This window comes from Nonomuraea sp. JJY05 (genome assembly GCF_043496855.1).
Classification (GTDB): domain Bacteria; phylum Actinomycetota; class Actinomycetes; order Streptosporangiales; family Streptosporangiaceae; genus Nonomuraea.
On the sequence record NZ_JBIEIS010000007.1, the window covers coordinates 99,682 to 119,187 of the forward strand.

Consider the following 19,506-nt stretch of genomic DNA (forward strand, 5'->3'; position numbering starts at 1 on the left):
GGCGAAGGAGGCTTGCTGCCAATGACCCACTCGCTGCGCCGAGCAGGGGCCGCGCTCGCGGCTCTGATCGCCGGTCTCATCGTCGTGCTTGCGCTGTCCCCTGCCGCCAACGCGGCGGCACCCCCTGATGCTCAGTCGGTGGTGTCCTACTGGAAGGACAAGAAGGACCCGCTTTTCGTGGAGTCCGGTTCACCGCTGTCGTCGGACCAGCAGAATGAGATCCGTGACGCGCTGAAGGGGGCCGACAGCAAGATCTACGCCGTGGCGCTCCCCGACGGCACGCTGGACAACTCCACGATTGCTTCCTACATGACCTCGCTCAACTCCGAGCTCACGAAGGCCGGCCGCAACCGCGCCACCTTCGCCGTGCTCGACGGCCAGACGCTGTTCGCCGCCTCGAGCGCCATCCGCAGGCAGGGTGTCGCGGGCGAGCTGGCCAACCTCGCGGTGAGCAACAACTCCGGCAACATCGTTGACGGCATGAAGGACTTCGTCAACCGCGTCGACCTCGCCGTCGACGGCAAGCGCTCCGCCCTCGACAGCGGCAGCCAGGCCAACCCCGGCGCCGGCGGCACCGCCGCGCTGATCGCCCTGGGCGGGCTGGTCGTGGTCGGCGGTGGCGGCTACTTCCTCTACTCCAGCAACCGCAAGAAGAAGAAGGCCCTCCAGGACGCCAAGGACCTGGCGGCCGTCAAGCAGACCGTGGACGAGGACGTCACCAAGCTGGGCGAGGAGATCACCTCCCTCGACACCGACGTGACGCTCGCCGGTGAGGGCGGCAAGCACATCGAGGAGTGGCAGCAGGCGCTCGACTCCTACGAGAAGGCCAAGACCCAGCTGGCCAACGTCCAGCGCGCCGAGCAGGTCCGCGAGGTCACCCAGACCCTCGAGGACGGCCGCTACGCGCTGGCCGTGGTGAAGGCCAAGGTTCACAACGAGCCGGTCCCCGAGCGGCGCGCCCCCTGCTTCTTCAACCCGCAGCACGGCCCGTCCGTCCGCGACGTCCGCTGGGCCCCGGCCGGTGGCGCCGTCCGCGACGTGCCCGCCTGCAAGATGGACGCCGAGGCCGTGGAGCGCGGCTTCGACCCGCAGATGCGCGAGGTCATGGTCGACGGCCAGCGCCGCCCCTACTACGACGCGGGACCCGCGTATCAGCCGTACGCGTACGGCTACTACGGCGGCTTCGGCGACATCATGACCGGCATGTTCATCGGCACCATGATGGGCAGCCTGCTCAGCGGCGGCTGGGGCTACGGCGGCTACGGCGCCGGCTACGCCGAAGGCGCCGCTGACGGCGGTGGCGGCGACTTCGGCGGTGGCGGCGACTTCGGCGGCGGCGACGGCGGCGGCTGGGGCGACTTCGGTGGCGGAGGCGACTTCGGCGGCGGCGACTGGTAACCCCGGAGGCCCAAGCCCAACGGCATGGGCCTCCGGGCCGTGTTTCCCAGGGGGCTTCCGCCCCCTTCGACCCCCACAAGCGAGGTGTCCTCGCACTGGACGCGCTTCGCGCTGGAGCGCTCGGGCTGCGCCTTGTGGGGGCAACCGCCCGGCTGGGGGTCTCCCGACCCCCAGACCCCGGCGTTGACCGAGTGCCGCGCCCCTGAATCGGGTTTCTACCAGCCACTCGAAGATCGTGATCTTGGTGGTTGGCGACTGTCCGCAAACCCACCGATCCTTGGCACAGTATGTGGCTGCGCGGCCAGGCGGAGAACGCGATCAACGTCCTGTACTGCAGGGACCTAACAGCACACCGGGCTTTCGAGGCTCATCAATAGCTGAACTTGAATTCCCAGGTGGGCGCCCCGGAACCGCCGGACGCAGAGGCGCCGTCCGGCATCACCTCAACGACCGCATCGACGGTGCCGTGCGAAAACTTCTTCGTCAGCCCCGGAATCGGGCCGAACGGATCGAGTTCTTCGAAGGGCTCATCAAATCGCCAGCCTTCGCGCTGCATCACCGCCAGCGCATCCCACACGTGCCGGACGCCCGCCACCGTTACGACCACGCTGGCGCTCGGTGAGGGAATCAAGTCAGGTTCCGGTTCGAACTGGCAGTTGTCCTCACGGTCGATGGCTGTGACCGAGTCCGCGGGGAACAACGGGGTCACGTCCCGCTCCAGCACAGAATGCTGCTGCGCCACGCGTATCTTGCACATTGTCAGAGTCACTGCTGCGTGCCCATAGGCCAGGGTGAAGAACAGCGCCGCGACCGCCAAGACCGCAACCGCTGTTTTGATCTTCCTCACCGGCCTCAGCATGTCACCCCCGCCCCGGCCTCGCCATCCGGTCAGGTCGAGTGGTGCAACTGCAGGCCCAACCATGTCCAGCGTCGATCCCTTACAGCTTCAGCGCACTCGACAGCGCCGCCAGGCGGACGCCGTGCAAGGCCACGGAGCGCAGGGAACGCGGGAACTCGGTCTAGGACGCCTGCTCGCCGGCGGTCAGGCCGAGCACCTCACGGCGGTCGTCGGCGGTGACGACCACCTGGGAGACGATCGGGCGCCCCACCGTGCTGCGATCGATACTCCAGTCCGGCTCATCGCCCGGGCACGCCGCAAGAGCGCCCGCTGTCAGGCTTGGCTCGCGCATGCCGTTCGCTCTCAGTGCTCACCCTGGCCTCGGCGGCCCCCACAACCGATGCCCACCACACCCGTGGAGGCCACGGTTTACGACAACCTGCACACACCGGAGTGGGGTGGGGCGCGACGCCTCGGCCTGTTCCTTGGCCCACTGCTGCCGGCACCACCGGGTGGGCGGGCCTCTGGCGGCGAACTCGTGGCCTGATCGGGGACGGCCTCTACCCGTTCGGAACTTCTACGGGGAACTCTAAAACGCCCTACGGATAAAGACGGTCGTGACAACCACCTCAGAATGGGAGCTCGTCTTGACGGATCCCCCGCCTCCCGACGACCACCGGCCATCGGTACGCGGCCAGGCGGGGTTGGCGGATTGCCAGGACGACTCCGCCATCATCGCGGCATCCCTGGACGTACCCGAGCGTTTCGCGGCGCTCTTCGACCGGCACGCCACCGTCCTGCACCGCTACGCCGCGCGGCGCCTCGGGCCCGACCACGCCGAGGACGTGGTGGCCGAGGCATTCACCAGGGCTTTCGAGACGCGCCACCGGTACGAGTTCGGCCGTGCGGAGGCGTTGCCCTGGCTGTACGGCATCACCACGAATGTCATCGGCCTGCACCGGCGTGCCGAAGTGCGCGGTTACCGGGCCATGGCCCGTACGGGCGAGGATCCGGTGGTCGCGGCGTTCGACGAGCGGGTGGCCGCCCGGGTCTCCGCGTCGGCCACCCGGCAGCGCCTGGCCGCCGCACTGGCGAAACTCGGCCGCGGTGAGCGGGACGTGCTGTTGCTGATCGCCTGGGGCGATCTGACGTACGAGGAGACGGCCCAAGCGTTGCAGGTGCCCATCGGCACGGTTCGCTCGCGCCTGTCGCGTGCCCGCCGCAAGGTCGCGCACGCCCTGGGCGGCGCCAATCCCGTCGAGACGAGAAGGGAAGACCATGGACGACCTTGAGCTGGTCAAGCAGCTCCGTTCGGAGATGACGGAAACCGGCCCGGACGCCTTGACCGGCGCGCGGGGGCACCTGCTGGCCGTGATGGCCCGTACGGCGCCTCCCCGGCGCTCCCGGCGGCCGCTGACCATGCGGGTCTCGGGCCTTGCCGCCGCGGCCGCGATCGCGGCGGCCGCCGCCGTCGTGATCGCCCCCGGTCCGGCGGCCGTGCCCGTCAAGCCACCGGCCTCCGCCGGTACTGTCCTGCCCCTGACCTCCGCCAAGAACGTCCTGCTCGTGGCCGCCGACAGCGCGGAGCGTACGCCACAGGGTTCTGGGACCTACTGGCACATCAAACGGGAGAGCGAGGACGGCCGGCACTTCTGGGGGGAGAGCTGGACCACGCGCGACGGGCAGCGGTGGAGCAGAGGAGGGCCGGGCAACGGGCCCGGCGTGGTGAAGGAGCCCTCGGGCACGTTCTGGCTCGGACCCGCCGACAGCGGCACCGAGGTCTCCATGGAGGATCTCGAGGCGTTGCCGACCGACCCCGAGGCGTTGCGGCAGAAGGTCACCGCGATGCAGAAGGGCGGTCCCGTCGGCGAGCACGACATCGCCCTCCTGCCGCTGGCCTCGCTGATCGCGGAGCTCCCCGCGCCCGCGGGCGTCCGATCGGCGGCGTTCCGCGCGCTCGCCGAGCTGCCGGGCGTGCAGCGGCTGGGTGCGGTCGAAGGCGGCGAGGAGCTGATGATCCAGGGCGGGAAGCGGGAGAGCAGGCTGGTCGTCGATCCGGAGACGTCCCAGGTGATCCGCACCAGTTGGCTCCCCACCGCCACGGGAGGGCTGGCGGGTACGAACCGCGGGTTGTTCATCAAGCTGACCACAGGTTGGACGGACGAGCTTCCCCGGTAAGAGCCTTCTCCTTCGTACGTGAGGTAGATCATGACTTTAGGCAAGTCGCTCCTCGCCGCTTTGCTGGCGGGGACGACCGGTGTCACACCCACGCAGGCCTCTTCCCCGCCGGTGAACGGGGTGACGCTGATCACCGGTGACCGGGTGGTGGTCACCGCCCAGGGGCATCGCGTGGAGCCGGGGCCCGGCAGGCAGGTCGACTTCTCCAGCCAGGTGCGCAGGGGCCACCTGTATGTGATCCCGTCGGATGCCGCGCCGTTGCTCGCGCAGGGTGTGCTGGACCGGCGGTTGTTCGACGTCACCCAGCTGCTGGCCTGGCGGTACGGCGATGCCGACACTCCCGACATTCCCGTCATCGAACAGGGCATCACCACACCACTGGGTTCCTCGCAGGTGCGGCGGCTGTCCAGTCTGGGCATGAGCGCGGCACGTGTGTCCAAGGCGAACGCCGCGCAGACCTGGCGGACTCTCACGGGAGCTCGCGCTCTGGTGACGGGCCGTACCAAGTTGTGGCTGGACGGCCGCAGGACCTTCTCGTTAGACGAGAGCGTCAAGCAGATCGGCGCGCCGCAGGCGTGGCAGCGGGGCTTCTCGGGCAAGGGCGTCACGGTCGCGGTCCTCGACTCCGGCTACGACCCTGACCATCCGGACCTGAAGGATGCGGTGACGCATGAGGGGAAATTCAGCAATGAGCCGGATATGCGCGACAACAACGGCCACGGCACCCACGTCGCCTCGATCGTGGCCGGCAGAGGCGAGAAGTACCGGGGCGTGGCCCCGGAGGCGAGCCTGGCCATCGGAAAGGTGGGCGAAGGCAACGGCCTGACCGAGTCCGAAGGTCTCGCCGGCATGGAGTGGGCCGCCGTCGAGGTGAAGGCCGAGATCGTCAACATGAGCTGGGGCGGTCCTGACGGCCCGGAGCTGGATCCGCTGGAGCAGGCGGTCAACACCCTGTCGGAACAGACCGGCGCACTGTTCGTCGCGGCGGCGGGGAACGACGGCGTCAAGGGCAGTGTGATCAGTCCCGCCAGCGCCGAGGCGGCACTCACTGTGGGCGCGGTGGACAAGCAGGGCCGGATGGCCGACTTCTCCAGCCAGGGGCCGCGCGTGGGCGACCACGCGATCAAACCGGACGTGGCCGCGCCCGGGGTCGACATCATGGCCGCCGCCGTCGGGGGCGGCTACCGATCGATGAGCGGCACCTCGATGGCCGCCCCGCACGTGGCGGGAGCGGCGGCGATCCTGGCTCAGCGCCACCCGGACTGGACGGGCGCGCAGATCAAGTCCGCGCTGATCGGCAGCGCCGCCCCGGCCCAGGACGCGACGCTCTATCAGCAGGGCACCGGGACGATCGACCTGGTACGCGCGCTGCGGCAGCAGGTCGCGCCCAAGCAGGCCAACGTGTGGGCGGCCTTCCCCTGGAACGGCACCGGCGGCCGGACCGCGACCAAAACGATCACCTACGCCAACGCGGGCGACACCCCGGTCACCCTCAGCCTGTCGGCTGACAGCGAGGTGCTGAAACTGCCGTCCGACCAGGTCACGGTCCCGGCCAAGGGCGAGGCGTCGGTCGCGCTCACCATCGACGCGAGCGGGAAGGCCCCGGACGAGTACCCGGGAACAGTCACCGCCAGGTCGAGCGAGACGGTGATCCGCACGCTGGCCGGCGCGTACGTCGAACCGGAGTCCTACGACGTCACCATCACCGCCGTCGGCAGGCAGGGCCTGCCGGTCAACCCCCAGGCAGGCGAGATCTACGACGCCGAGACCGGGACCGTGCACGCGCTGTCCTTCCAGAACGGGACGGCCACAGTACGACTGCCCAAAGGCGACTGGAACCTCTACACCAGCATCAGAGAGAAGATCGACGGGCAGCCTGTGCTGACGATCGCCGACTCCCCGCTGAAGGTTGACGGCGGCGACCAGCGGCTCACCGTGGACACACGTCAGGGCAAGCCGACGAAAACCACCATCGACGACCCGAGCGCCCAACTCCAGCGTGTCTCCTCCCTCGGGCTGGACCACGGCGCGTGGAACCTCTGGAGCCGCATGTTCGGCCTTGACGCCAACTCCCAGGTCTTCGTCATCCCCGCCGCGTCACCAGGTCTGACCTACACCCTGGCGACCACGTGGCTCAGCAAGGACCTCTCACCCAGCCCGTACGTCTACACCCTGGTCGACCGGCGCAGCGGCGGCCTTCCGGACGACCCCACCTACCACGCCAGACAGAAGGAACTGGCCAAGGTCACCGCGACCTACCGAGCCTCCGGAACGGCTGGCACGGGCTCACCCGAGGTCAGCCTGTACGTCGGCGATTCAATGGTCGAGTTCCCGGTCTCGTCGGCAGGCGACATCGCGCTGCCCGGCACGCTCGTGCACTATCGGACTCCGGGGCTGGTCTACGACAGCGGCCTCCAGGTCGGCACCGCGCTGACCTCCGACGGCGGCAAGCTCATGAAACGCGGTCACACCAGCGAAGTGTGGAACGCCGCCGTCACCGGGCCGTCGTTCCTGCTGCCGGCCGGCCACCGCACCGGCGACAGCCTGACCTTCGCCGCGACGGCGATGTTCGCCGACGGGCGGCCGGGCAGGACCGGCTCCGACACCGCCGCCACCGGCACCGCCACCCTCGCCGAGGACGGCGAGGCGCTGGCCACCACCGACCTCGCCGGCTGCGACGCCCAGCAACCGCAGAGCTGCGAACTGCGCGCCGACCTGCCCGCCGGATCCGGCGCCTACACGCTGACCACGTTGATGCGCCGGCAGGCCACGCTCTCCACGGAGGTGAAATCGGTCTGGACGTTCCCGTCCACGACCACCGCCAAGCGACAGCCGCTGCCCCTGATGGCCGTCCGCTACAGCCCCGAGGGCCTGGACGACTCCAACCGCGCCAAGCCGGGCAGCACAACCCGCCTGCCCATGTGGGTCGAGCGCAACCCCGGCTCCACGAAGGCGCAGACGAAATCGATCCGGCTGGAGGCGTCTGCCGACGACGGCGCCACCTGGCGTCCCGTCCCGCTCACCCGCACCGGTCCCGGCTGGACCGCCACGCTGACGAACCCTCCCGCGGCCGGATTCGTCTCCCTCCGCGCGGCAGTCACCGACACCGCCGGCAACGGGGTGACCCAGTTGATCATCCGCGCCTACGCCGTCGGCTGATCCGCAACGGGACGTGCCCATTTAGAGACGGAAATAGGGCCGTCCAGCAGCGCGAACCGAAGTAGCCCAGATCCTGTGGCTCTTCCCGTGCGGGCCGGGCCGAGCTCGGGACCTACACGGTGGACGGCCCCCGCGCCCAGGTCCCGAGTGCAAGATCGCGATCCGAGGGAGCAACGCCGCCGGAAAGACCTTGTTTGCAGAGGAATATCATCGAGGGCGGTGGGCCCGGATATCCACAGGGCGTCCATCGGGATCGCGAGCCGTCATCGTCCATTGCGTGGGTAGTGTCTCGATCTGTCCGACCGGCCGCCCGGCATCCAGAATCCGCTCGCGAAGCTCAGACAGTTGTGCGTAGGTGCCCACGCGCAGTCCCCAACCCGCCCGGTTCAAGGGATCAAGATCGAGGGCGGGGACGGTAGCGGTTTCGACGATCATCAGATGGTCGGCCCCGCCGACATCGAGGACTGCGATCCGAGGATCAGCAGAGGTAGCGGCGCGCTCGAACGCGAGCGTCGCTCCGAGCAACTCCGTGTAGTACGCCACGAGCCGGTCGAGTTCGGTCGTGGACAGTGTCAGATGGTTGATTCCGAGCAGCTTGGTCATGATCGACCGACCGTAGCTCAGCCACATCACGATCTTGCACCCGGGACGAAGACACCCTCTCAAGCCTTCGGGCCAGGGCGGTGTTGGCGGCGCGGCCCTCGGTACCGGAGGGGAGCGTCGCCTGGGTGCGCAGCATCGCGTTGCGCGCGTCGAGGTGTTGCCGAGTGCGTGGGGCGACCACGCACTCGGCAACACCTCGACCCCTGGCCGGACATGAACGACGTGGCAGGGGCGGCGTCGCCGACGAGCGCGACCCGGCCGGTGGACCGGACGGGCATGTGACCACGCGATCAAAGCGGCCGGATTCCGGTGGCACCCCTCATAGGTGAGCCAGCAGCCGGTCCAGCGGTCGTGGCACGCGATCGAGATCGAGGGCCTCGACGAGCAGGGCGGAGTAGCGGATCTTGCGGCCGCTGCCCGATCCCATGAACCGGCGCAGCTGGTCGTGAGTGGCCCTCCCGCGCCATGCGGGTTGCTTCTGGAGCGAGCGGAACGAGCTCAGCTCGCCCTCGGCATCGACGACGCGCTCGACCGCAGCGGTGCCCAGGGCGCGGATCAGCTCGTCTTCCAGGTCGGCGACGCACACGAAGAATCCGAGCGCCTCCAGATCGCTTCGGCTGAGGTCGGATCCCAGACCGGCGCGCTCGAGACTCCGCCGGAAGTCGCCTTCCTCCCCGACGTCGCACAGGCCGGCCAGCCGGAGATCGCGACCGGGAGGGCCGAACTTGCCGATGTACGCCCCGATGTTCGTGGCACCGCCCATCGCCACCAGGGAGATGCCTTCGGCCGCCAGATTCCGGCCATGGCGCTCGGCCAGCGCCTCGACGGCCGACTTGTCGCTGACTCCCTCGACCAGGACCACGGTTTGCGTGTCGCTCACGAGCTCAGCCTCGCACCGAACCCTGGATAGGTTCATCCCCTTTTACGCACTGGAAGATCACGAACCGCTGAGCAGCGGTTCAGTTGAGCACCGCCGTGGCTTCGATCTCGACCAGATGGTCGGGGACGTCCAGTGCCGCGACACCCAGCAGCGTGGCCGGTGGAGTCGGAGTGACCCCCAGCTTCACGGCTGCCCGGGAGATCCCCTCCAGGAGCGCGGGCATCTTGTCGGGGGTCCAGTCGACGACGTGGACGGTCAGCTTGGCCACGTCGTCGAAGGAGCCGCCCACCTCCGCCAGGGCGGTGCCGATGTTGAGGTAGCACTGCTCGACCTGCGCGGCGAGGTCGCCTTCGCCGACCGTGGTCCCGTCGGCGTCCCAGGCGACCTGTCCGGCGATGAAGACGAGCTTCGTCCCCGATGCGATCGACACCTGCCGGTAGACATCGATCTTGGGCAATCCGCTGGGGTTCACCAGGGTGATGGCCATGCTGCCTGCCTCCTTGTCCCGGGCGTCCGCCAAACCAGGACGCCTGTGGTCTCTTGTAGTTACTCAGAAACCATAGGAGAGTGGTCGCTGACATGGAAGAACGCACTTTTTGGTGACTGGGGAACCTGATGGTGACCAAGCAGTCGAGCCGGGCCGACCGACTGCGATGCTCAGCCGTACAGCGGAGCAGCGGGGTCAGTGTTCCTCAGGCCAGTTCCCCTGGAGGCGCAGGCAGATCAGTGCGGCGTGGGAGAGCGGGGTGGCGGGGTCGTCGACGTCGCCGTTGGTGGTGTAGTCGAGGAGGACGACCTCGCGATCGGTGGCGAGCAGGCGCAGGCGCTCCACGAGGTCGCCCGTCTTGTGCTCCAGGACCCAGCGGTAGGCCGGGAGGCAGATGCGGCGCCGCGCGGTCCGGTAGGTCAGCAGCCGGTCGCCGTGGAGGCCGTCGCGGTGGCCGCGCACCGGTCCGTGTTTGCGGACGGTGCGTTTGAGGCCGGTCATGGTGGTGATCGCGAGCCTGGCCGGGTCGACGTCGGCGGTCTCGAAGACTTTGAGCGCCTGCCAGATCCCCTCGACGCGCTGGCTGGTGACGCCCGGGGTCTGCGGGACGGGGATGTCGCCGTGCGGACATTTTCCGCGTTCACCGGGATGGCTTCCTAGCATGGAGTGCGTGCTCATCGTCATCGGCGGCCTGCCCGCGACAGGCAAGACGACGCTCGCCCGGCTCCTCGCCGCCCGCATCGGCGCGGTGCACGTGCGGATCGACACCATCGAGCAGGCGATCGTCCGCTCCGGTCTGGCCCGCCACCCCATCGGCCCCGCCGGATACGTCGTCGGTTACGCGCTGGCCGAGGAGCATCTGCGGCAGGGGCTGACGGTGATCGCGGAGTCGGTGAACCCGCTGACCGTCACCCGCGACGCCTGGCGGGAGGTCGGCGTCAAGGCGGGCGTTCCGGTGGCCGAGGTGGAGGTGGTCTGCTCCGATCCCGCCGAGCATCGGCACCGCGTGACCTCACGCTCGATCGACATCCCCGACCTGCGGCCGCCTGACTGGCGGGAGGTCGTCGAGCGTGAGTACGAGCCATGGGAGCGCGAACGCGTCCTTGTCGACACCGCCGGGCAGGCCCCTCAGCGGTCGCTCGACGCCCTGCTCCGGGATCTTGAGCGCATCGGGGACTCCGGCTCGTAGGGTCGGGCGCATGGGTGTCCGCGTGTTGTGCCTGCGCCATGCCGAGTCGGAGAACGTCGTCGCCCGGGTGGCCGGGGCGCTGCCGCTGGCGGAGCTGACCCCGAAGGGGCGGGCGCAGGCGGCGGAGGCGGCTGAGTGCCTGCTCGGGGAGGGAGTCACCCGGATCTACGCCAGCACGGCGGTGCGCGCCCGGCAGACAGCCGAGATCATCGCGCAGGCGCTGGGTCTGCGGGAGGAGGTGGTGGAGCTGCCAGGGCTCGTGGAGTTCGGAGTCGGGCGGTTGGAGGGCACCGCCGACCCGGCGGTCCGGGCGCGTACCGCCGGGGTGCTGCGTTCCTGGGTGGTGGAGGGGCGGTTGGGCGAGGCGGTGGCGGACGGTGAGGACGGGCACGCGGTCGTGGCTCGCGTGATCGCCGCCTTCGCCTCCATCGCAACCGCCCACCCGAGCACGACGCCCGCCCACCCCAGCGAGCCGGCCACCCATCCGAGCACGACGCCCGCCCACCCCAGCGCAACAGCCATTCACGCGGGCGAGCCGACCTCCGACCTGACCACGACGTCCGCCCATCCGGCCCAGGTGGTCGCCTGCGCCGGCGGGACGGTCGTGCTGGTCGGGCATGTGGGGAGCCTCACCGCCGGGCTCAGCGTGCTGTGCGGGCTGGGTGAGCAGGTGTGGGGGCGGCCGCTCCCGCACGCGGTGCCGTTCCCGGTCGAGTGGGACGGCCGGGCCTGGCGGTGCGCGTCGTGGCCGGGCTTGCGGCAAGATCGATAAGTGACCTACCTCGCCCAGGACACCCGCGTCGGCATCCGCCGCATCGGCCACCGCGACCGTCAGGAATTCCTGGCCCTGAACCGGGAGAGCGCCGACCTGCTCGCCCGCTGGATGCCCGGCACCCCCATCACCACCGACGAGGCCTTCGACGGGTACATGGCGCGCTTCGACGACCCGGCGAACCAGGGGTTCGTCATCTGCCGGCTCGACACCGGCGCGATCGCCGGCCGCGCCAACCTGAACAACATCATCCGGGGCACTCGCCAGGACGGAACCCTGGGATACTGCGCCTACTCGTCCACGACCGGCCGGGGCTACATGACCGAGGGCCTGCGGTTACTCGTCCGGTACGCGTTCGGCGAGCTGGGACTGCACCGCATCGAAGCCAACATCCAGCCGTCGAACACCCCGTCCCTCAACCTGATCAAGCGGGTCGGCTTCCGGCGAGAGGGGTACTCGCCGGACTTCCAGTTCATCGACGGGGCCTGGCGGGACCACGAGCGATGGGCCGTCACGGCCGGTACGGGCCCGGGTGGCGCATAGCCCAGACGGTGCCGCGCGATGCTCTCCTTGAAGTCCGCGGAGACGCCCCGTCAGCCGTGAGCACCGGCTCGGGCGGCCAGGGCCCCCGCGAACGCCTCCACGCCACGGTCGTCCACCCACCCGATGCCCCGGGGGGGTCATCCCGACGACATGGAGTCGGCGTCGCAGCGCCGGTAGCGCCGCAGCCTCCGGTACGACAGCAGGCCGCCCTCCGCGTCGATCCGGGCCTCGTAGAGGGCGAGGATGTCGTCCGAGGAGGGGATGCGGCGGTCTTCGACGACCTCGACGCCGATCTTCCAGCCGCCCTCGACCGGTTCGACCGCCGTGACCCCCTCGGCCTCCTTCGCGGTCAGATCGGTGATGTGGCGGAGCCCGACCCGGCCGGCCGTCACGGCCGTCAGCCCCTCCGAGCCCGAGTCGGCGGCCCCCGAGGGCATGCGCGGCTCAGTCATGCGTCTCTCCCCTCGCCTCGGCCAGCCTGCCCCCAGAGGGGGACGCGGAACTCCACGAGGCGAAAAAGCGGACAGGCTTGACGCCGCTTTGGGTCAGGTGCTGGCGCGGACGGCCAGGAGCGGGGTGAGGAGGGTGGAGTCGGGGACCGTGCGGCCTTCGAGCTTGTCCATGACCAGGCGGACCGCCTCCTTGCCCACCTCTTCGGCCGGGATCAGCACGGAGGTGAGCGGCGGGCCGGCCCGCTCGGCCACGTCGTCGGGGCAGATCGCCACCACCGCCACGTCGTGCGGCACCCGCCGGTTGAGCTGCCGCAGCGCCGCCAGCACGTGGCTGACGGCGGCCTCGTTGTGCACGACCAGCCCGGACAGGCCGGGGCGGTCGAGGAGCAGGCCGCGTACGGTCTCGTACACCTCGTCGAACGTCTCCTCGCACGGCAGCGCGACGCCCTGCAGGCCGTGGGCGGCCACCGCCTCCACGAACCCTTCGCGCGTCCGGCGGGCGAACCCCGTCCCCCGCTCGTACACCACCGAGGGCGCCCCGAGCAGCGCGATCTCCTCGTGGCCGCGTTCGGCCAGGTGATCGACGCACCGCGCGCCCGCGGCGGCGAAGTCGAGGTCGACGCAGGTCAGCCCGGCGGGCTCGGCGGGGAAGCCGATCAGGACGCTCGGCTCGGCCAGCTCGCGCAGCAGCGGCACCCTGCGGTCGTCCAGCTCGACGTCCATGAGCACCAGCGCGTCCACCAGCGCGCTCGCGGCCACCCGCCGGATGCCCTCGGGGCCCTCGTCCGCGGTCAGCAGCAGCACGTCGTGGTCGAACCGGCGCGCGGCCGTCACCACGGCGCTGGCGAAGCGCATCAGGACGGGCACGTGCATGCCCGCCCGCAGCGGCAGCACCAGCGCGATCACGTTGGAGCGTTTGCTGGCCAGGGCGCGGGCGCCGGCGTTGGGGTGGTAGCCGAGCGCGCTGATGCTGTCGAGCACCCGTCGCCTGGTGTCGGCCGAGATCGTCCGCTTGCCGCTGAGCACGTAGGAGACCGTGCTGACGGCCACGCCCGCGTGCTTGGCGACCTGGGCGATCGTGACCGTGCGCCCGCTCAAGCCCCGGCTCCGAAGTCGAGCCGGGTCAGCGTCACGCCGTCGTTCTCGAACACGACGTAAAGATCGTGTACGCCGTCCGCGGCCGCGAGCGAGGAGGTGACGGCGTGGTAGCCGTAGCGGTCGGTCCTGGGCACGGGGAGGGTGGCGAGGGCCTCGCCGTAGAGGGGGTCGCCGCGGCGGATGGTGATCATGCCGCCTTCCGTGCTGCCCGCCGTCGCCGCGCACGTCGTGGCCCCGCTGAGGTCGACCTGCCGGAAGAGGATCCAGGCGCCCTCCGCGTCGGACCTGACGGCGTCGCCGTCCATCTTGGTCTCGTCCACGAACGTGATCGCGTCGTACTCGTCGTGCGCCGCGGCGCGCAGCAGGCCCGACTGGGGCGGCACGGTCTCGCCGTCCACCTCGAAGCGGGCGCTCAGGCGCAGGTCGGTGGCGCTGCGGCCGACCATGAGCTGGTGCGGCGCGCTCTCCACGACGAACCTGCTCCTGGTCACGTCCCAGAACGCCAGCTCCGGCACCGGCAGGGTCAGGCTGACGGCGCGGCTCTCACCGGGCGCCAGGCGGACCTTCTCGAAGCCACGCAGGCGCCGCAGCGGCTGCTTGACGCGGGAGCGCTGCTGGTGGGTGTAGAACTGGACGACCTCCACGCCCGGGCGCGGGCCGGTGTTCGTCACGGTGACGCGGGCCCGCACCACGTCGCCGTCCAGCTGGACGCGCAGGTCGGCGTACTCGAACGTCGTGTAGCTCAGGCCGTGGCCGAACGGGTGGAGCGGAACGCCGCGGAAGTACAGGTACGTGGCGTCGGAGGCGATGATGTCGTAGTCGAGCAGGTCGGGCAGCTCCTGCTCGGAGCGGTACCACGTCTGGGTCAGGCGGCCCTCCGGGTCGGCGTCGCCGAAGAGCACCTCGGCCAGGGCGTGGCCGTACTCCTGGCCGCCGTGGGCCGACCACAGCACGGCCGGGACCTCGTCGTCGGTCCAGGTGAGCGGGTAGCCGCTGGTGATGACCATGACGGTACGGGGGTTCGCCTTGCGCACGGCCCGCACCACGTCGTCCTGCCCGGGGGCGAGGGCCAGCGTCATGCGGTCCTCGGTCTCGCGGCCGTTCACGAGGGGGTGGTCGCCGACCACCACGACCGCCACGTCGGCCGCGGCGGCCAGGCGGGCGGCCTGGTCGGTGCCGCTCCTGACCACGTCCATGGCCAGCCAGACCGCCTGGTCGGCGTCGTCGACCAGGCGCAGCACGCCGTCGTCGCCGGCGCCGACGTAGCAGCCGGTCGAGATGTGGCGCAGGGCGAGCGTGCCGCGCGGCCGCTCCTCCGTCCGGAACGTCTGGCGCACCTCCCACCCGTTGGGCCCCGGCTGGTCGTTCACCAGCGTGACGCCGTCCACCGACACGAACCGGCCGGTCGCCACGGCCCGCAGCGCGTAGGCCCCGCCGCCCCAGTCGAACAGGTCGAACGTGCCCGCCTCCGATCCCAGGCTCAGCGGCCCGCCGGCCGGATCGGCGGACACCGGTCCGGCCTCGGCGGTCAGCGTCACCCGGTCCACGGCCTCGCAGAACACCGTCTCGCACCGCTCGCCCACCCCCTGGCGGGCGGTGACCGCGTACGGGAGGGTGCCGCTGTACCAGTCCTCCAGGAGCGCGTCGCCGAGCTGCCCGATCACCGCGACCTTGGTCACGCCGTCGAGCGGCAGCAGCCCGTCGTTCTTCAGCAGCACGAACGAGCTGCGCGCCGCCTCCCTGGCCAGCGCCTGGTGTTCGGGGCAGTTGACCACGTTGTCGCTGATGTCGTCGTACGGCGTCGCCGGGTCGAACTCCCCCAGCCTGAACCTGATCGACAGCGCGTGCCGCACGGCCTGATCGACGTCCTCCTCGGCCAGCAGGCCCTGGGAGAGCGCGGCGCGCAGGTGGCCGAGCGTGGCCTCGGAGCGGTCGTCGTCCTGGGTGAAGCTGTCGAGCCCCGCCTTGATCGCGTGCGCGTACGCCTCGGGCAGGGTGTCGTGGTAGCCCTGGAGCGCGGTGAGGTTGCCCGGCGCGTACGCGTCGCTGACCACCAGCAGGTCGTCGGGCGCCCACGCGCGCAGCGCCTGGCCGATCAGCGGGCTGAGGTGCGCGGGGCGGCCGTTGACCAGGTTGTACGACGGCATGACCGCCACCGCCACGCCCTCCTCGATGGGAGGCCGGAAGGCGGGCAGCTCGTACTCGCGCAGCACCCGCGGCGGCAGGTTGCTGGAGGTCGTGCAGCGGTCGGTCTCGTTGTTGTAGGCGAGGAAGTGCTTGAGCGTGGGGGCGGTCTTGAGAACGTCGGGAGCGCTCCCACTCAGTCCGCGCGCGTAAGCCGTGGCCATCACGCCGGTCAGCCACGGATCCTCGGAGTAGCCCTCCTCGTTGCGCCCCCAGCGGGGGTCGCGCAGCGGGTTGACCACCGGGGCCCACACGTTGCGCCCCGCGCCCGCCGGGTCCTTGTGGTGGAAGGCCAGCACCTCGTCGCTGGTGGCCTCGCCCACCCTGCGCACGAGGTCGGGATCCCACGTCGAGGCCAGCCCCACGGCCTGGGGGAACACGGTGGCCGGTCCCAGCCAGGCCAGCCCGTGCAGCGCCTCGGTGCCGGTGCGGAACGCGCCGAGGCCCAGCCGCTCGACCGGCGCCTGGTACTGGTGCAGCAGGCTTACCTTCTCCTCAAGGGTGAGGCGGCGCACCAGGTCGTCGATCCGGTCGGCAATCGGGATCTCTGGGTCGAGGAAGGGTTCTTGCATGGTCATCCCTCTGAGAGTGTCGAAGCGCTTCGACGACCGGCCTGGGGAAGTTACACGGACATTTCGATGGGTTGACTGAAGAGTGCACTTCCCGGTGACCCAGGTCAAGGGACTCGGGGCAATCTCCCCGAATCAATGGAGTCGAGCACCCTCGCGGCGCCGCCCAGCGCGGCCGCGTCATGGCCCAGCGTCGAGGCCACGACCTGGCAACCGCCCGACTCGGAGGCGATCACGCGGTCGTCCATCTCGTCCTGGACGGCGGGCAGCAGCCACGGCGCCAGCGGGACGTAGTAGCCGCCGAGGATGACCACCTCGGGATTGAGCAGGTTGGCCAGGATCGACACGCCCCTGCCCAGGCTCCGGCCCACCGACTCCAGCGTGGCCAGGGTGGCCGGGTCGCCGGCGCGGGCGAGCCGTACGGACTCCTCGATCTCCACCTGGATCTCGGCGGGAGAGGGGTCCTTGCCCAGCACGGCGCCGATCCCGGCCATGACCTCCAGGCAGCCGCGCCGCCCGCAGTGGCACTCGGGACCGTCGGGATCGAGCTGGACGTGGCCGATCTCGCCGCTGTAGCCGAGGCGGCCGCGGCGCAGCCGCCCGTCGAGGATGATCCCCGCTCCCACGCCGATCTCGCCGGTGAGGTAGACGAGGTCGGAGGCCCCCGCGTGCGCGCCGAAGCGCTGCTCGGCCAGGGCTGCGAGGTTGGCGTCGTTGTCGACCTGGATCGGGAAGCCGGGGTCGCGCAGCGCCTTGGTCAGGTCTCCGCCGAGGTCGGCGTCGCGCCAGCCGAGGTTGGGCGCGATGCGTACGGTGCCCTGCACGTCGACCAGCCCCGGCACGGCCACGGCCAGGCCCAGGACCTGGCGCTCCTCCCTGGCCATGCGGTTGACCACCCGCCGGATGATCGCGCCGACGCCCGCGATCCCCTGGTTGACGGACTCGCCGCCGCCGAACGAGCGCCGCCACGTCAACAGCCGCTCGCCCGCCAGGTCGGTGGCCACGGCGGAGACGTAGTCGACGTTGATCTCGACCCCGATCGCGGCGTACGGCGAGCCGTCCAGCACCAGCATCGTGGCCGGCCGGCCGACCCGGTTCTCGGTCAGCCCCGTCTCACGGACCAGCCGCCGGTCGATGAGGTCCGCGACGAGGCTGGAGACCGTCGCCTTGTTGAGCCCGGTGGAGGCCGCGATGTCGGCCCGCGAGCAGGGCGCGTGCTCCCGGACGAACCGCAGCACGACCGCGAGGTTGGTGGCCCGTACGTCGGCGAAGTCGGCCGGCTGAGGGCCGGTCGTAGAAGTGATCAAAATCAGCCCCGTTCCCGCCAAGAGATGACCCCAGCATGCCGCATCCCGGGCTCCCTCCACCAACAGGAGTCGATGCCGCGGATCTTCTCATCGGCACCAACTGTGACGTCGCGATCCCTTGTGGTCACGGTCACAGTCTACTAATTTGTTTGGTCGCAATACCAACTAATTTTCATGAGGCCATCCCCACTTGGAGAAGGGAGCGGGCCATGGCAACCAACACGTCCCGCCGCGGATTCCTCGGCCTGGTCGGTGCGAGCGTCCTGGTGGCCGGCTGCGCCGAGAAGAAGCAGCTGTCCAAGGGTACGGCCGTGGCGGCCGACAAGCTCAAGAGCCTGGTGCCCACTCGGATCCCGTTCGAGATCCCCGGGCTCAAACCCGATCTGCCCGGCAGCGAGTTCGTCGCCCCCGGCTTCCTGACCCGCCCGGCCGACATGGTCCAGGCCGTCACCACCAAGCCGCTGACCAGCGGCAAAGAGGTGACCGCGATGACGCCGCTGTGGGGCACCGTGCCGCCCGGGCCGGGCAGCAACTCCTACTACGACTACATGACCGAGCGCCTCGGCGGCGTCGTGCGCTTCAATATCTCGGACGGCAACACGTACGGGCAGAAGCTCAGCACCCTCCTGGCCAGCGGCGACGTGCCCGAGATGGTCTGCGTGCCCCAATGGGAGCTCATCAAGATCGCCCACTTCACCGAGGCGGCCAACAAGCTCTTCGCCGACCTGGGCCCCTACCTGGCCGGCGACAAGGCCAAGGAGTTCCCCCTGCTGGCCAACTACGACACGGCGGCCTGGCAGTACAGCGTCTTCGGCGGCATCCTGCAGGGCATCCCCTGGCAGAACGCCCCGTTCCCGTTCGCCACGTTCGTCCGCGGGGACCTCCTCAAGGACCTTGGCCTGGAGCACCCCAAGAGTGCAGACGACCTGATGACGCTGGGCAAGGCCATCACGGACCCGAAGAAGAAGCGCTGGGCGTTCGGCAGCATCGACGACGAGGTCCAGCGCGCCTTCGGCGCTCCGCGGGAGTGGCGGAAGAAGAGCGACGGCACGCTCGAGTACAAGTACGAGACCGCCGAGTGGGCCGCGCACGTCGAGTTCATGGCCAAGCTCTTCTCGAACGGGTACGTCCACCCGGACGTTGTGGCCAACAAGGACGCCGACAACAAAGCCATCTTCGGCAGCGGCCAGACGGTCGTCTACTGGGACGGCCTCGGCGCCTGGCACGAGAACCTCAACCGCTTCCTGCCGGACAACCCCAAGTTCAAGATGGAGATCGTCAACCCCTATCCGGCGCACGCGGGCGGCACGCCCATCGTGTGGCGCAACGAGCCCGCGAGCATGTTCGCCTTCATCAGGAAGGGCCTTGGGGACGCGCGCACACGCGAGCTGCTCGCCCTGGCCAACTGGACCTCGGCACCGTTCGGGACGCAGGAGTACGACCTCGTCACCAACGGCGTCGAAGGCAAGCACTACACGGTCGACAACGGCGCCATCAAGCAGACGGCGCTCGGGCGCAAGGAGGTCGCGCCCACGTACATGTTCCTGTCGGGCCGCCCGAACGCCAACGCGACGAGCGAGTACAAGGAGCTCGTGCAGTCGCTCTACGACTGGCAGGTGGGTGCCGCGAAGCTCCTGTCCAACGACCCGTTCGTGGGGCTCCGGGTGGAGACGCCGTCGAAGATGGCCGGGCTCGTCACGCCCATCGAGGACAAGATGCAGGAGATCTACCGGGGTAAGCGGCCGGTCTCCGAGTGGCCGAAGGTCGTCAAGGAGTGGCAGGAGCAGGGCGGGAACGAGGCGCGCGAGTTCTACATGAAGGTCGCGCGGGAGAACGGCAGGCTGTGACG

The 19,506-nt window shown here is 70.2% G+C and carries 17 protein-coding genes; 8 read left to right on the plus strand and 9 right to left on the minus strand.

Going from position 1 to position 19,506, the window contains the following annotated elements; translation table 11 throughout:
* The first annotated feature begins 21 nt into the window (after positions 1-21).
* Positions 22-1,398, plus strand: coding sequence for a hypothetical protein (locus tag ACFKCF_RS11935; protein WP_394493059.1), 1,377 nt, complete (start codon positions 22-24; stop codon positions 1,396-1,398).
* 370 nt (positions 1,399-1,768) lie between these two features.
* Here the strand turns inward: ACFKCF_RS11935 and ACFKCF_RS11940 are convergent, their stop codons facing one another.
* Positions 1,769-2,245: a hypothetical protein gene (locus tag ACFKCF_RS11940; RefSeq protein ID WP_394493060.1), complete on the minus strand. Its 477-nt coding sequence runs from the start codon at positions 2,243-2,245 to the stop codon at positions 1,769-1,771.
* Positions 2,246-2,853: 608 nt separating this feature from the next.
* Here ACFKCF_RS11940 and ACFKCF_RS11945 point away from each other — a divergent pair.
* Genes ACFKCF_RS11945 through ACFKCF_RS11955 form a run of 3 tightly spaced genes read left to right on the plus strand, consistent with a single transcriptional unit; the run spans position 2,854 to position 7,573 of the window.
* A complete protein-coding gene (locus ACFKCF_RS11945; RefSeq protein ID WP_394493061.1) occupies positions 2,854-3,528 on the plus strand; it encodes an RNA polymerase sigma factor in 675 nt (224 codons plus the stop codon).
* Complete coding sequence (locus ACFKCF_RS11950; RefSeq protein ID WP_394493062.1) at positions 3,515-4,414, plus strand: CU044_5270 family protein; 900 nt, start codon at positions 3,515-3,517, stop codon at positions 4,412-4,414. The genes ACFKCF_RS11945 and ACFKCF_RS11950 overlap by 14 nt, the downstream gene beginning before the upstream one ends.
* A 30-nt stretch (positions 4,415-4,444) precedes the next feature.
* Complete coding sequence (locus tag ACFKCF_RS11955; RefSeq protein ID WP_394493063.1) at positions 4,445-7,573, plus strand: S8 family serine peptidase; 3,129 nt, start codon at positions 4,445-4,447, stop codon at positions 7,571-7,573.
* A 207-nt stretch (positions 7,574-7,780) separates the two neighbouring features.
* On the opposite strand, the gene ACFKCF_RS11960 is transcribed toward ACFKCF_RS11955, so the two are convergent.
* From ACFKCF_RS11960 to ACFKCF_RS11975, 4 genes are all read right to left on the minus strand, one after another.
* Positions 7,781-8,176, minus strand: coding sequence for a VOC family protein (locus ACFKCF_RS11960; RefSeq protein ID WP_394493064.1), 396 nt, complete (start codon positions 8,174-8,176; stop codon positions 7,781-7,783).
* A 319-nt stretch (positions 8,177-8,495) separates the two neighbouring features.
* Complete coding sequence (locus ACFKCF_RS11965; protein ID WP_394493065.1) at positions 8,496-9,056, minus strand: TOPRIM nucleotidyl transferase/hydrolase domain-containing protein; 561 nt, start codon at positions 9,054-9,056, stop codon at positions 8,496-8,498.
* 79 nt (positions 9,057-9,135) lie between these two features.
* On the minus strand, positions 9,136-9,543 hold the full coding sequence (locus ACFKCF_RS11970; RefSeq protein WP_394493066.1) for a RidA family protein: 408 nt from the start codon (positions 9,541-9,543) through the stop codon (positions 9,136-9,138).
* Positions 9,544-9,738: 195 nt separating this feature from the next.
* Complete coding sequence (locus ACFKCF_RS11975) at positions 9,739-10,206, minus strand: DUF6939 family protein (RefSeq protein ID WP_394493067.1); 468 nt, start codon at positions 10,204-10,206, stop codon at positions 9,739-9,741.
* 7 nt (positions 10,207-10,213) lie between these two features.
* Between ACFKCF_RS11975 and ACFKCF_RS11980 the strand changes: the two genes are divergently transcribed.
* The 3 genes from ACFKCF_RS11980 to ACFKCF_RS11990 are packed head-to-tail and all read left to right on the plus strand — an operon-like array spanning position 10,214 to position 12,047.
* The gene (locus tag ACFKCF_RS11980; RefSeq protein ID WP_394493068.1) at positions 10,214-10,732 is read left to right on the plus strand and encodes an AAA family ATPase; all 519 of its coding nucleotides are present in this window, start codon (positions 10,214-10,216) and stop codon (positions 10,730-10,732) included.
* 10 nt (positions 10,733-10,742) lie between these two features.
* Positions 10,743-11,504: a histidine phosphatase family protein gene (locus ACFKCF_RS11985; RefSeq protein ID WP_394493069.1), complete on the plus strand. Its 762-nt coding sequence runs from the start codon at positions 10,743-10,745 to the stop codon at positions 11,502-11,504.
* Positions 11,505-12,047 (plus strand): GNAT family N-acetyltransferase, encoded by a 543-nt coding sequence (locus tag ACFKCF_RS11990; protein ID WP_394493070.1) that lies wholly within the window; start codon positions 11,505-11,507, stop codon positions 12,045-12,047.
* A 137-nt stretch (positions 12,048-12,184) separates the two neighbouring features.
* Here ACFKCF_RS11990 and gvpO read toward each other — a convergent pair whose 3' ends face one another.
* The 4 genes from gvpO to ACFKCF_RS12010 form a co-directional block, all read right to left on the minus strand.
* Positions 12,185-12,499 (minus strand): gas vesicle protein GvpO, encoded by a 315-nt coding sequence (gene gvpO / locus ACFKCF_RS11995; protein WP_394493071.1) that lies wholly within the window; start codon positions 12,497-12,499, stop codon positions 12,185-12,187.
* 93 nt (positions 12,500-12,592) lie between these two features.
* Positions 12,593-13,597 (minus strand): LacI family DNA-binding transcriptional regulator, encoded by a 1,005-nt coding sequence (locus tag ACFKCF_RS12000; protein ID WP_394493072.1) that lies wholly within the window; start codon positions 13,595-13,597, stop codon positions 12,593-12,595.
* A complete protein-coding gene (locus ACFKCF_RS12005) occupies positions 13,594-16,353 on the minus strand; it encodes a glycoside hydrolase family 3 C-terminal domain-containing protein (RefSeq protein ID WP_394493391.1) in 2,760 nt (919 codons plus the stop codon). The genes ACFKCF_RS12000 and ACFKCF_RS12005 overlap by 4 nt, the downstream gene beginning before the upstream one ends.
* A gap of 104 nt (positions 16,354-16,457) precedes the next feature.
* Positions 16,458-17,657, minus strand: a complete 1,200-nt coding sequence (locus ACFKCF_RS12010; RefSeq protein WP_394493073.1) for an ROK family protein — start codon at positions 17,655-17,657, stop codon at positions 16,458-16,460.
* Between the two features lie 209 nt (positions 17,658-17,866).
* On the opposite strand from ACFKCF_RS12010, the gene ACFKCF_RS12015 reads away from it, so the two are divergent.
* Positions 17,867-19,504, plus strand: a complete 1,638-nt coding sequence (locus tag ACFKCF_RS12015) for an extracellular solute-binding protein (protein ID WP_394493074.1) — start codon at positions 17,867-17,869, stop codon at positions 19,502-19,504.
* Positions 19,505-19,506: the final 2 nt, after the last annotated feature.

What these genes read in the sequence shown, in the direction of transcription:
- ACFKCF_RS11935 (WP_394493059.1), top strand. Translation starts at nt 22, where the DNA reads ATGACCCACTCGCTGCGCCGAGCAGGGGCCGCGCTCGCGGCTCTGATC.
- ACFKCF_RS11960 (WP_394493064.1), bottom strand. Translation starts at nt 8,176, where the DNA reads ATGACCAAGCTGCTCGGAATCAACCATCTGACACTGTCCACGACCGAA.
- ACFKCF_RS12015 (WP_394493074.1), top strand. Translation starts at nt 17,867, where the DNA reads ATGGCAACCAACACGTCCCGCCGCGGATTCCTCGGCCTGGTCGGTGCG.
- ACFKCF_RS12005 (WP_394493391.1), bottom strand. Translation starts at nt 16,353, where the DNA reads ATGCAAGAACCCTTCCTCGACCCAGAGATCCCGATTGCCGACCGGATC.
- ACFKCF_RS11955 (WP_394493063.1), top strand. Translation starts at nt 4,445, where the DNA reads ATGACTTTAGGCAAGTCGCTCCTCGCCGCTTTGCTGGCGGGGACGACC.
- ACFKCF_RS11970 (WP_394493066.1), bottom strand. Translation starts at nt 9,543, where the DNA reads ATGGCCATCACCCTGGTGAACCCCAGCGGATTGCCCAAGATCGATGTC.
- gvpO (WP_394493071.1), bottom strand. Translation starts at nt 12,499, where the DNA reads ATGACTGAGCCGCGCATGCCCTCGGGGGCCGCCGACTCGGGCTCGGAG.
- ACFKCF_RS11985 (WP_394493069.1), top strand. Translation starts at nt 10,743, where the DNA reads ATGGGTGTCCGCGTGTTGTGCCTGCGCCATGCCGAGTCGGAGAACGTC.
- ACFKCF_RS11950 (WP_394493062.1), top strand. Translation starts at nt 3,515, where the DNA reads ATGGACGACCTTGAGCTGGTCAAGCAGCTCCGTTCGGAGATGACGGAA.
- ACFKCF_RS11975 (WP_394493067.1), bottom strand. Translation starts at nt 10,206, where the DNA reads ATGCTAGGAAGCCATCCCGGTGAACGCGGAAAATGTCCGCACGGCGAC.